This window comes from Haloplanus sp. GCM10025708, from assembly GCF_042663985.1.
Lineage (GTDB): Archaea > Halobacteriota > Halobacteria > Halobacteriales > Haloferacaceae > Salinirarus > Salinirarus marinus.
In genome coordinates this window covers 2,760,279-2,772,516 of sequence record NZ_JBHSZA010000011.1, presented here as the reverse complement: position 1 = coordinate 2,772,516, position 12,238 = coordinate 2,760,279, and the positions used below count along the sequence as shown (strand labels likewise).

The following is a 12,238-nucleotide window of genomic DNA, read 5'->3' as shown; positions in this document are numbered from 1 at the left end:
GTGCTCTCGCGGGGTAGTTGTCGGAAATGTAGCGTCCTGACGGAGATTTGAACTCCGGTCCCTGGCTCCGCAAGCCAAGAGGATAGTCCACTACCCTACCAGGACTCATCTACCCATACCCCGGATTGACTTAAGACGGTTACGGTCCGCGGCCGGGGTGAGACGGCGGGACGTGGCAGGGACGCCGTGACCGGAGCGAGGACTGTCAAACGGCCGTTTGACCGTACGACAGGGGTTTCTTCGCGGCGCTCGAACGCCGAATATGGAACGTCGAAGCCTCCTCGCGCTGCTCGCGTCGACGGCACTCGCAGGCTGTTCGAGCGGCGGGCTATCGGGCGATGACGGTGGCGGCGGATCGCCGGAGAACGGCGGCGACGGCAGTTCGCCGGCCATCAACGACCGCACGCTCACCGACACCGGCGAGTGCGCGAACCCGGAGACTGCGACGGTCACCTTCGAGTCGTCGCACGTGGACATCACGGGCTGTATCACGGGGCCGAACGGCTGTTCGACGGCGATTCTTGGATCGGCGACGACAGAGGGCGACGAACTCCGCGTCGTCGTCGACACCGACGACGCCCCGCCGCCGGGCGGTGGGTGTACGCAGGCGCTCGTCCAGCGCGGCTACGACGCCCGCATCTCCTTCGACGGGGGTCTGCCGGCGTCGGTCACCGTCGTCCACGAGAGCGCTCGCGGACGCGAGGTGGCCACGCGGGCCGACCGGCCGTGAATTTATCCCCGAGAGCGCGGCCAAGCGGTCGTATGGACGGACGGCACAAACGAGCAAAATCGGGGGACGGAGCGGCTGTACCCCTGCAAGGACAACGCTTAACCACGGCCTTCGCATGGTGCAGTACACGATGGGCGTCATAGAGGACGTATACGAAGACCTCGACACCGAGGTCGACTTCGAGGAGTTCGAAGCGGCCGTCGCCGAGAAGGTCGAGCAGATGGGCGGCCTCGCCGACGAGGAGACAGCGGCGATGCTCGTCGCACACGAACTCGAAGATCAGGAGGTGAGCGGCATCGCCGACGTCGAACCCGGCATGGACGAGGTGAAGTTCGTCGCGAAGGTGGTGAACGTCGGCGAACTCCGGACGTTCGAACGCGACGACGACGAGGAGGGACGCGTCGTCAACGTGGAGGTAGCGGACGAGACGGGGCGGATTCGCGTCTCGTTCTGGGACGACGTGGCTCAGTCGGTGGCCGACGGCGAACTCGACGTCGGACAGGTACTACGCATCAAGGGCCGGCCGAAAGACGGCTTCAACGGCGTCGAAGTGAGCGTCGACCGGGTCGAACCCGATCCGGACGCTGAAGTCGACATCCAGGTGCTCGACACCTACCGCGTCGAGGACCTGTCGCTCGGCCTCTCGGACGTGAACCTCAAGGGCGCGTCCTCGACGCGGACGACGGCGTCCGGACGTTCGACCGGGACGACGGCACCGAGGGGAAGGTCGCCAACTGCACCCTCGGCGACGAGACGGGGCGCGTCCGGGTGACGCTCTGGGACGACATGGCCGAGACGGTGACCGACCTCGACCCCGGCACGTCCGTCGAAGTCGTCGACGGCTACGTGCGCGAACGCGACGGCGACCTGGAACTCCACGTCGGATCGCGCGGCACGATCGAGGAACTCGACGAGTCGGTGGAGTTCGTGCCCGAGACGGCCGACATCGGCTCGCTCGAAATCGGACAGACGGTCGACATCGCCGGCGGTGTCATCGAGACCGACCCGAAACGCACCTTCGACCGGGACGACGGCTCCGAGGGACAGGTCAGGAACGTCCGCGTGCGCGACGAGACGGGGGACATCCGCGTGGCGCTGTGGGGCGAGAAGGCCGACGCCGACGTCGACCTCGCGGATCGGGTCGTCCTGACCGACGTGGAGATCCAGGACGGCTGGCAGGACGAGCTCGAAGCCTCCGCCGGGTGGCGGTCGACGGTGAGCGTCCTCGACGAGGGCGGGGCGAAGGCGGACGTGGAGGCGGGGACAGAGAGCGACCCGAAGGCGGACGAAGGGGGACTGGCGGCGTTCGCCGGCGGCGACGGCGGGGACGTCGCCGGCGAAGCGGCCGCGGAGGAGACGGCCGCCGAAACCGTCGCCGAAGGCGGCGTCACCGAGTTCACGGGCACGGTCGTTCAGGCGGGCGACCCCGTCGTCCTCGACGACGGCACGGAGACGCGGAGCGTCGAGACGGACGCGAATCTCCGCCTCGGCGAGGAAGTCACCGTCCGCGGCCCGCTGCGGGACGGCCGCATCGACGCGGACGAGGTCTACTGAAAGCGCGGGGGAGCGACGGAAAGGATTATACGCCGGACGTACCCGATAGACGGTATGAGCGTTGAGCTACCGTTTGCTCCGGTAGATACTATCATCCGGCGGAACGCGGGGAATCTCCGGGTGAGTGCCGGTGCAGCGGAGGAACTCGCGCGCCGGATCGAGAACCACGGCGCGCGGCTGGCGGCCGACGCCGCGGAACGGGCGACGGCCGAGGGTCGAAAGACGCTGATGGCCGCCGACTTCGGCGTCGAGCAAGTGGTCGACCGCTCGACGCTCGAACTCCCGGTCGCTCCGATCGACCGCATCGCACGGCTCGACATCGACGACCGGTACCGCGTCTCGATGGACGCGCGCATCGCACTGGCGGACATCCTCGAGGATTACGCCGACAACGTGGCCTCGGCGGCGGCGAAACTGGCGCGACACGCCGACCGGCGGACGATCCAAGCCGAGGACATCGAGACGTACTTCGCGCTCTTCGAATAGATGAGATTCGGCTACAGCGACACCTGTCTGGAACACGATACGGGCGATCGACACCCGGAGACCGCGGACCGTCTGCGAGCGATTCGTCGGCAACTCACCCGCCGTCACGGCGTCGAATACGTCGAGTCAGACCCCGCGACGGCGGACGCTGTAGCCGCCGTTCACGACCCGTCGTACGTCGAGGAAGTGCGCGAGTTCTGCGACCGTGGCGGCGGCAACTGGGACCCGGACACCGTCGCCAGCGAGGAGACCTGGGACGCGGCGATGATGGCCGCCGGCCTCGCCCAGTGGGCGGCCGAACGAGCGCTCGCGGGCGACGACGGCCGGAAGACGCCGTTCGCCCTCGGCCGCCCCCGGGCCACCACGCCGTCGAGGACGACGCCATGGGCTTTTGTTTTTCAACAACGCCGCCGTCGCGGCCCAGCACGCTATCGACCACCACGGCGTCGACCGGGTGGCCATCTTCGACTGGGACGTCCACCACGGCAACGGCACCCAGGACGTCTTCGAGGACCGCCCGGACGTCTTCTACGCCTCGATCCACGAGGACGGCCTCTACCCCGGGACCGGCGACGTGGAGGAACGCGGATCCGGCGCGGGCGAGGGGGCGACGATGAACGTCCCGCTGAGCGCGGGGGCCGGCGACGCGGACTACCTCCACACTTTCGACGACGCCATCGCGCCGGCCGTCGAGCGATTCGACCCCGACCTGTTCGTCGTGAGCGCCGGGTTCGACGCCCACCGCCACGATCCCATCTCACGGATGCGCGTCTCGACGGAGGGGTACGCCCTCCTGACCGACCGCGTGCGAGCGATCTGTGACGAGACGGACGCCGCCCTCTCGTTCGTGCTCGAAGGAGGATACGGCCTCGACACGCTCTCGGAGGGCGTGGCGATGGTCCACGAGACGTTCGACGGGCGCGCCGCCGTCGAGAACGGCGAGGACCCGAACGAGACGACCGACGAACTCCTCCGGAAGGTCCGCACGCTTCACGGTCTCGGGTCGAAGTAGCGTCCGAGTTCGCGACCGAACTCCTCGGCCAGCGTCGCCACCGCTTCCCCGACGAGCACCTCGTACTCCGGCTCGAGGGCGTCCTCGACGTGTGTACCGAGGGCGACGTCGAAGATGGCGTCGCTCTCCAGCAACGCCCGTGCCGACGTGAACTCGCGGTCGCGTTCGACCACGTACCGGTCGCCGTCGAGGAACGGGCCGTAGACGTCGGCGTCGGCGTAGGTGTCGTAGAACCCGGCGGCGTGTTGCCGGACGCTCACGGGCGGGCCCTCGTGTCGTCGTATCGTCGGCAGAGCGGCGACGGCCAACTCGACGAACAGCACGGAGCGCGAATCGGCGAACGTGGCCGATCGAATCGGCTCGAATCCCCGGCGATCGAGTTCGGACGCGACGCCGGAAAGCGATCGGCGCAGTTGCGGGTAGAGCTGGTCCTCGACGAGGTCGGGCGTCTCGAAGACGACGGCGACGGGCGTGGTGCCGCGCCGGTCGAGGTGGTTCCGTATCTCGGCCGCCGACAGCGGCGCGGCCTCGTCGGGCGTGAACAGCGACGCCCGCGGATCGGCGAGGAGGTCGCGGGCGTAATGCTGGAGACGGGCGACGTTCTCCGCCGAGCAGACGGCGGCGACGTTGCGCGTCGGGTCCGTCGGATCGACGACCACGAGCGGGTCGTCGAACGACTCCGTCCCGTGATCCGCGGGGTCGAATCGGACCGGCGGTTGCCAGTCGGCGACGGCCTCCATCAGCGAGACGAAGTCGCCGTATTCGAGGACGAGCAGTTCGGTGAGGTAGCCGGAGAAGCCGCGGGTTCGGAGGTCGCTCCCGTAGGCCCCGATGCCGGTGAGGAACTGCTTGAACAGGCGCACGTCGGCCGCGAGGTCGTCGTCGAGTCGCTCGCGGAGATACTCGTTGTGGAACGGCGTCCGGTCGACCGCCGGCTGGATGTCCGTCGCCGACGCGACGTCGTAACAGGGGACGATATCGACGTCGTAGCCCTCGAAGGTGCCGGTCACGTACGGATGTTCCGCGAACTCCTCGCGGGGGTTCGGGAGGGCCGCCCGCCCGACCCGGAGGCCGTACGCTTCGAGCGACTCGCGGTCGACGTCGGCCGGGAAACGCACGAACACGTCGATGTCTCGGTCCTCGGGGAGCCAGGTTCCGCGGGCGGTGCTCCCCACCTGAAGGACGTCCGCGTCGACCGGGAGGTCGGCGACGGCGTCCCTGACGCGGTCGACGACGTCCGCGGCGGCGGCGTTCAGTCGCTCGCGCTCGGCCGCGTCCGGCGTCACTCGGTCGCGGACTTTCGCCGCGACGCTGTCGAGGTCGCTCATGGTCGCGGCTGGGGCCGGCGCGGCGAAAGAATGTCGGTGTCAGCGCCCCGTCGGCGGAAAAACGAAAGCCCTATCAAATAACTCCCTCTACGAACGGGTGCGAACGACGGGCCGTCGTAGCTCAGCTGGTAGAGCGCCTCGCTGTTAACGAGGTGGTCCCAGGTTCGAGTCCTGGCGACGGCGCTTCTCTGCGACGATCCTCCCGCGAGGAATTCCGTCTCCGAGCGACAGAATCTGTCGCGAGCAGGCACCGCCAGGACTCGGGCAGGCGAGTCGCAGTCGGGGAGCGAGAGACGAACGGCGGAGCCGTGAGCTATCGAGCGACCCGAACCGTCTCGACGAGTTCGAGTCCTGGCGACGGCGTCGAATTGCATTTGACGGCCCATCGAACGTAGTTCGGTGACGGCGCTTCTCCGCGACAATGTCCCGTGAGGCGCTCCGTCTCCGAACGGCGGACGCGACGGAATCGACCGATCGGAAGGAGCAATGCTAAAGGGCGCGCCACCGGTAGGAGACGACGAGGGCCCTTAGCTCAGTCTGGTGAGAGCGCTCGGCTCATAACCGAGTGGTCGTTGGTTCAAATCCGGCAGGGCCCATCGATTTCCTGCGAACGTCAGTGAGCAGTGAATCGTTCGGTCGAGAGGATTTGAAGCAGGGAACGAGAGGTGAGAGAGCGGAGCGAGCGAACGGGTGTGACCGAGGTTCAAATCCGGCAGGGCCCATCCACAGTTTTCACGGTTCTGTGCCGACGGATGCACGACACACGGCGCCTGAAGCCGCTGTTTTCTCGATCGGGGTCACGAATCCGAATCTCGATGGGAGTTGGCACCCGAAAAGGCGGTAGGCGTCGCGATGGCGGGATCGCCAACGGTGTGCTCCTGCTTCGTCTTCGAACGCGGCCACGCCCACGTCCGCTTCGGGAGCGTACTCCTGACGTCGATTCTCGGCCTGACGGGACCCGGTATGGAGGCGTATCCTTCACCGCCGTCGGCGATAACCGTTCCCGGGGAGTGTCACCGATACACGCTCGATCGACGAGTAGTGGGAGTCACGGACGGTTACAGACACTGCTACCGACACCTGATTCGCCAAAACGACCGCCGCGACCAACGGAGGCCTTTTCATAACGGAGAGAGTGTCGACATCATGGCGCTGCCGGCGGTCACGACAGGAATGCTGGTCGTGTTCGGGCTGATCCTCGTTGCGCTCGTGCTGTTCGTGACGGAACTCATCCCGAACGACATCACGGCGATCGGCGTCCTCGTTTCGCTGGCTGTTCTCAAGCCGTTCACCGGCGTTCCAGCACAGGATGCGATCACCGGGTTCGCGAGCCCCGCGACGATTACCATCGTGGCGATGTACATCCTGAGCGAAGGCGTGCAACGGACTGGCGTCGTCGAACGCCTCGGCGTCTATCTGGCTCGACTCACAGGGGACGAAACCCGATTGCTCGGAGCCACTGTCGGAACCACGGGCATCGCAGCGGGCGTCGTCAACAACACGCCCGTCGTCGCGGTGTTCATCCCGATGATAACGGGGCTGGCCGAACGCGCTCGGATATCACCCTCGAAGCTCCTCCTCCCGCTCTCCTACGCGGCGATGCTCGGCGGGACGCTCACGCTCATCGGCACCTCGACGAACATCCTCGCGAGCGACTTCGCCCGCCAGCTCCCGGGACGGGGCCCGATCGGGATGTTCGAATTCACGCCGCTCGGAGTCGTCGTGTTCCTCGTCGGCGCGGTCTACCTCATGACTATCGGGCGGCGGCTCACGCCAGCACGCGTCGAACCGGGCGAGGACCTCACCGAAGAGTTCGACCTCGACAACCGTCTGGCACGGCTCGCCGTCGTCGACGACTCTCCGCTCGTCGGCCGCCGAATCGACGACGTCCTCCAAGAGTTCGAGACGGATTTCGAACACGAGGTCGACCTGCTGCAACTCGATCGGGACGGGGAGTCGTTCCCCGCCCAGGCGTCGGACCAGGCGTTCGAACCGGGGGACACGCTCACGGTGCGGGCGACGCTACAGACGACGAACCGCCTCACCGAACGGTACGGCCTCCGGCAACTCGTCCGCGAGGAGGTGTCCGCGGACGACCTGGTCACCGAGAACAGCACCCTCGTCGAGGGGATGCTCCTCCCCGATTCCCGTCTCGTCGGGGAGACGGTGGCCGAGTCGGACATCGAAGACCAGTTCGATTCGACAGTGCTCGCGGTGCTCCGTGGCGGGGAACTGCTTCACGACGATATCGGCACGATCGAGTTCGAGGCGGGCGATACGCTGTTACTGTACACGACGCTGGACGACGCGGAGTTTCTGCAGGAACGGGGCGATATCTCGATCACGCACGTTCCGGAACAGAAGCTACCGGTCCTCGAACCGGATGCAGACGAAGGTTCCGTCGCACCGCTGAGTCCGAAGACGCCCGTTGCGATCGGTATCATGGTCGCAGTCATCGGCGTGGCCGCACTCGGACTGGTCCCCATCGTCATCGCCGCACTCGGCGGCGTCTTCGCGATGGTCGTCACCGGCTGTCTCACCCCTCGGACGCCTACGACGCCGTGAGTTGGAACATCGTGTTCCTCCTCGCCGGTGTCCTCCCACTCGGGCTCGCCATGCAGCGGACGGGCGGCGCAGAGTTCATCGCTGCCATCCTCGTCAACAGTGCCGACGTCCTCCCTGTCCTCGCAGTCCTCGGGCTCTTCTACGTCCTCACGGGGCTGTTGGCCAACATCATCACGCCGGTCGCCAGCGTCGTCCTCATGATACCCATCGCCGTCGATACGGCCGTTCGAATCGGGGGCGAACCGTTCTCGTTCCTGCTAGCCGTGATGTTCGCTGCCTCCGCGGCGTTCATGACGCCCATCGGCTATCAGACGAATCTCATGGTGTACGGACCGGGTGGCTACAAGTTCACGGACTACCTGCGCGTCGGTGCACCGCTGCAACTCCTGTTGGCAGTCGTGGTCACGTTCGGTATCGCCGTCCACTTCGGCGTCTAACCCGTCTACTACGATGTTACGCGGTGTCCGGACGTCGGTCCGCAGTCGCTACCGAGTCGTAGTATCCGACCGAAAGCGAAAAACGGGTCAGGGAGACTCCACCCATAGCGGCCCGACCCACGCCATCCCCGGATAGCGGCCGGAACTCGTCTGTCGAACCCTGACGACGTAGACGTCGCCGTCAGTACCACGCTCGTCGTCCCACGTCATAGCCGAGAGCGGTTCTTCGTCCGTCCACTCGCCGGAGATGGTGTAAGTGTCGAGTTCGGCGTCAGGATCGTCCGTTCCGTCGGTGGTACGCCAGACCTCGTTGTTCTTGACGACGCTGACGGTCGCGATCGGTGCTGTTCCCGCGACGTCGACGGATATCTCTCGGAGCGCGTCGGGGCTCTCGACGGCGATGGCGTCGGTCTGATTCGCGACGTCGACGCCGTTCACGCGGAAGTCGACGAGGATGCGGTGTGGCTGTATCGTCGCATAGACGGACCGAGAGCGGAGAGCAGAGAAGATCGCATCTCGAGTGAGTTCGGGTGCGAGGAAGGCAGTGAGTCCGCCGGGATAGCTCCGTTCGTCCCACGTTCGCCAGATGTTCCCCCAGCCGAGTCCGTCGCGTCGCCACTCGCGAAGCGACGGGAGATGCGGCCGCGTGTGGATGAGCGAGTGCCCCGGATGCGGACCGTGATAGTCCGCGCTCGCGATCATGCCGACCTTGTGGCCCATTCGGTGGGCGTCCCGCACGTAGTAGCCCTCCTCGTCGATTTCGCCCTGCCCCATCTCCAGTGGATACTGGTTGCCCTCGTCTCCCGGTCGCTCGCTCGACCCCCACTGGGAATAGACTTCGACCAGCGGCGCGAGGTCGTCGTCGTAGTCGACGCTCGCGAAGTCGAAGGGGTACATCGCTTCGGCAGAGTGGTGGGGGATCGTCACGACGCCCGAGTCGTGGGCCCGGTTCCACTCACGGAGTCGTTCCCAGAGCCGTTCGTAGGTGCGTGTCTCTTCGGCGAGCGAGTCGAACAACGTCGCGTCCGAACTGTCCTCGAAGTAGACGTTGATGTGGCCGCCCATGTTGGGTTGTTTCGTCCACTCGTACGCCGGGAGTGTCACGAACTCGCCAGCTTCGTCGAACTCGTCTGCGAGCGAACAGAGTCGGTCGAAATACTCGCGGTGCATCCGCCGTTTTTGCCACTGCGGTGGGATGAAAAATCCCATCGTGTCGTGGTCGGTGTAGGCGGCGACGTCAGGGACATCACGTCGCGGCCGAATCGGTAGCCTCGTTCGGCGTCGCCAGTGCCGTCAGACAGCGTGGAGTGGAGGTGAACGTCGCCCCAGTAGACCTGTCGCTCGTGGTTGGCCGCGACGCGAACCGGGTTCGAGACGAACTGCTGGCCGCGTTCGGTCGTGAGCGTGAGATACTGGATTCCGGGGTCTCGAACCGGACATCCTCGGTTCGGACGACGCCGCCGTCAGCGGCATCGAACGACAGGGTCCGTGGATACGTCGCGTCCGAGTCCGTCGCGTCGACAGTCACCGTCCCATCGAAATCGGAGAAGAGCCGTTCGCACTGATCCCACGCTTGCACCGTGAGCGAGAGGGATTCACCGGGCGTCGCCGTCGATGGCAGGACAGCGTGTAATTCGTCGAACCGCCCGGTACGATTCGCCAACAACTCCCGGGGCGACGGAGCGTTGCGAGCGAAAACGTGTACCGTCTCCTTGGCCTTCACCAGCGGACCGAAAGCGGACCGATTCATCGAAATCCGGCCTCCGCCATCGTCCATCGAACACTCCTACGTCGGACGACGGCAAAGCCGGTGAGTGCAAGCTGGGAGACGACGGTGAGTATTGCCGTGAGGACGACGAGTGTCTGAGAGCTCGTCTTCAGGAATCGAGAGAGACGAACTGATACGCGGTCGAGTGCCGGCCGTTCGTCCCAGGTCGCGATGTCGTCGAGATCGCGACTCTCGTCAAACACACGTTCGAGCGGGCCCCGTCTACGAGTCATGCACTCGCGGTTCTGGGAGGACGGACTTAAGACTGGGCCTCGAAACGGATCGGCTGGTGCAGACAGAACACGGCCACTCACTGGCTCCGTTCCCGGCGTCGTTCCCGACTCGGCCTTATCCGCCGATTCCGCTCCGGAATCCCCGCTGAATCGTCATTGCGTGGGCGTAATCAGATTCCGATAGCACACCGACTACCTCTCCGTTTCTCTGAACGATAGCATAGAGACCACCTGCTTGATTCAGTTGGACGAGCGTATCGAAGGCATCCGCAGTCGGTTCAACACGTGGAACGTCACGCATTATCTCTGCAACCGTCGTCGTCGAGCGATCCTGCCGTCGAACCTTTTTCAAATCCTCGAGTGCGACGAGACCGGCAGTGGCACCGCTCTCGTCTGTCACGAGATGGACGGACTGACGGTCGCTGAGCAACTGGGCTCCGAAGTCGTCGACGGTCGTCGTCGTAACGATCGTCGCTGGGTCACGGGTCATGATGTCGGCGACCGTGATCCCCTTGAGCAGTTCGTCGAGGAGTACCGTGCGCGACTCCGTCGTGGCCGCACCGTAGATGAAAAACGCCAGAAGGATCATGATGATCTGGAAGTTCAGGACACCGACGATCGCGAACAGGAAGGCGAATCCGACGCCGATCCGAGCCGCAATTCGAGTTGCGGTTCCGTACGGGCGCGAGCGGGCGAGAAGGGCGCGAAGGATACGTCCACCGTCCATCGGAAATGCAGGCAGGAGATTGAACGCCGCCAGCGTGACGTTCGTGATGGCGAGCCATCCGACGACGAACCGCGGCACCTGAAGCGAGTTCGGAACGACGAGAACGCCCGCGTAACAGACCACAGCCACGAGAACGCTCGAGAAGGGCCCAGCGATAGCGATCCAGAATTCGCGGTTCCACTCCCGTGGAATCGACTTGAGTGACGCGATGCCACCGAGTATCCAGAGCGTAATCGATTCGATTTCGATTCCGTATCGTAGTGCGACCCACGAGTGTCCGAGTTCGTGTATCGTCACGCTCACGAACAACCCGACTGCCGCAGCGATACCGATCATCCACGACGTCGACCCAGCACGAAGACGAGCGATATCGAAGCCGACGCCAGTCAGCCCTTCGATGAAGGCAGCATAGAGTTCGATCTGTTGCCCGCTTCCGATCAGCCACGCGAGAATCGGGAGAAATATCAACAGCGAGGAGTTGATGCGGATCGGAATCTCCCAGATTTCCGTGACAGTGTAACTTCGCATATAGGTTGGGTTCGGCGAGAGGCACTTAGTTCACCTGCACTGGATTCGTCGATCCATTGGTAACACGCGAGCCGAAACACGAGTTCCGACTATAGCGGTTCGTGTCGCGTCCGAGCGAGCAATACCCACGCCTGCCAAACTCCCCAGCCCGTTTCAACCCCACAAGGGTTCGTCTGTAACAAGTCCTCTATCTGCCGCTCTTTCAGCATCCGGTAGCTTCAACCCCACAAGGGTTCGTCTGTAACATGAGGGCGACGACGTCGGTATCGGAGGAATGTGAGCTTCAACCCCACAAGGGTTCGTCTGTAACCGTATCATCGCAGCCTATCGGTTCGCCGTCCACGACGCTTCAACCCCACAAGGGTTCGTCTGTAACGTTGGCGGTCCTCGACGAGTTCGAGGTCGTCGCGGGGCTTCAACCCCACAAGGGTTCGTCTGTAACGCGGACCGCTACCCGACGAATCCCGACCGCGTCAGCTTCAACCCCACAAGGGTTCGTCTGTAACTATTGACGGGGACCACGCCGGCGACGAACTGAATCTCTCCGAAATCGACACCGAGCCCGGACGAGTCCGGCTGCACACACTCGACGGACACGACGACGTCATCGAGTTCACCGACATGACCTTCGATACCTTCCAGATGGCGCGTCTCGCGTTCGGTCTCTGGAAGAAGTGCGGCCCGTTCGTCCAACCCGAGGGCAACGCCATCCCCATCGAGGTCGCGACGGCCGGACAGGAGGCCATCGCCGCGTTCCTCCGCCTCGGAAACGGGTCCCCGAAATCTCGGTCGTACGTCGCCGAAAAGATGGACGTCACCGAGCAGACGATCTCTAACTACTGTAATCGCGTTCGCTGGACTCCCTAAAAA

At 64.9% G+C, this 12,238-nt stretch carries 7 protein-coding genes, 3 tRNA genes, 3 pseudogenes and 1 CRISPR repeat array; of the genes and pseudogenes, 8 read left to right on the top strand and 5 right to left on the bottom strand.

What is annotated here, in order from left to right; genetic code table 11:
* Positions 1-32: 32 nt before the first annotated feature.
* Positions 33-105: transfer RNA gene (locus ACFQJD_RS18595), tRNA-Arg, on the bottom strand.
* Between the two features lie 157 nt (positions 106-262).
* Here ACFQJD_RS18595 and ACFQJD_RS18590 point away from each other — a divergent pair.
* The 4 genes and pseudogenes from ACFQJD_RS18590 to ACFQJD_RS18575 all read left to right on the top strand — a co-directional run bounded on the left by ACFQJD_RS18590 (position 263) and on the right by ACFQJD_RS18575 (position 3,782).
* Positions 263-730 carry a hypothetical protein gene (locus ACFQJD_RS18590; RefSeq protein WP_379800228.1) on the top strand — a complete coding sequence of 156 codons (468 nt, stop codon included), beginning with the start codon at positions 263-265 and terminating at the stop codon, positions 728-730.
* A gap of 130 nt (positions 731-860) precedes the next feature.
* Positions 861-2,284 (top strand): annotated as a pseudogene (locus ACFQJD_RS18585) (single-stranded DNA binding protein).
* A 54-nt stretch (positions 2,285-2,338) separates the two neighbouring features.
* Positions 2,339-2,770, top strand: a complete 432-nt coding sequence (locus tag ACFQJD_RS18580; RefSeq protein WP_379800226.1) for a histone — start codon at positions 2,339-2,341, stop codon at positions 2,768-2,770.
* A pseudogene (locus tag ACFQJD_RS18575) lies at positions 2,771-3,782 on the top strand (histone deacetylase family protein).
* On the opposite strand, the gene cca reads toward ACFQJD_RS18575, so the two are convergent.
* Positions 3,761-5,110: a CCA tRNA nucleotidyltransferase gene (gene cca, locus ACFQJD_RS18570; RefSeq protein WP_379800224.1), complete on the bottom strand. Its 1,350-nt coding sequence runs from the start codon at positions 5,108-5,110 to the stop codon at positions 3,761-3,763. The pseudogene ACFQJD_RS18575 and the gene cca overlap by 22 nt on opposite strands.
* Before the next feature lie 110 nt (positions 5,111-5,220).
* On the opposite strand from cca, the gene ACFQJD_RS18565 reads away from it, so the two are divergent.
* The 3 genes and pseudogenes from ACFQJD_RS18565 (at position 5,221) to ACFQJD_RS18555 (ending at position 8,112) form a co-directional block, all read left to right on the top strand.
* Positions 5,221-5,293: transfer RNA gene (locus tag ACFQJD_RS18565), tRNA-Asn, on the top strand.
* Between the two features lie 338 nt (positions 5,294-5,631).
* A tRNA-Ile gene (locus ACFQJD_RS18560) sits at positions 5,632-5,706 on the top strand.
* Positions 5,707-6,256: 550 nt separating this feature from the next.
* Positions 6,257-8,112: pseudogene (locus ACFQJD_RS18555) on the top strand (SLC13 family permease).
* Positions 8,113-8,199: 87 nt separating this feature from the next.
* Here the strand turns inward: ACFQJD_RS18555 and ACFQJD_RS18550 are convergent.
* The 3 genes from ACFQJD_RS18550 to ACFQJD_RS18540 form a co-directional block, all read right to left on the bottom strand.
* The gene (locus tag ACFQJD_RS18550; protein WP_379800222.1) at positions 8,200-9,321 is read right to left on the bottom strand and encodes a DUF3604 domain-containing protein; all 1,122 of its coding nucleotides are present in this window, start codon (positions 9,319-9,321) and stop codon (positions 8,200-8,202) included.
* Positions 9,322-9,358: 37 nt separating this feature from the next.
* Complete coding sequence (locus tag ACFQJD_RS18545) at positions 9,359-9,889, bottom strand: hypothetical protein (RefSeq protein WP_379800220.1); 531 nt, start codon at positions 9,887-9,889, stop codon at positions 9,359-9,361.
* A 339-nt stretch (positions 9,890-10,228) separates the two neighbouring features.
* On the bottom strand, positions 10,229-11,368 hold the full coding sequence (locus ACFQJD_RS18540) for a site-2 protease family protein (protein WP_379800218.1): 1,140 nt from the start codon (positions 11,366-11,368) through the stop codon (positions 10,229-10,231).
* Between the two features lie 150 nt (positions 11,369-11,518).
* A CRISPR array of direct repeats spans positions 11,519-11,874; the repeat unit is 30 nt.
* A 115-nt stretch (positions 11,875-11,989) separates the two neighbouring features.
* On the opposite strand from ACFQJD_RS18540, the gene ACFQJD_RS18535 reads away from it, so the two are divergent.
* Entirely contained in the window at positions 11,990-12,235 is a 246-nt protein-coding gene (locus ACFQJD_RS18535) for a hypothetical protein (protein ID WP_379800216.1), read from the top strand.
* Positions 12,236-12,238 lie beyond the last annotated feature (3 nt).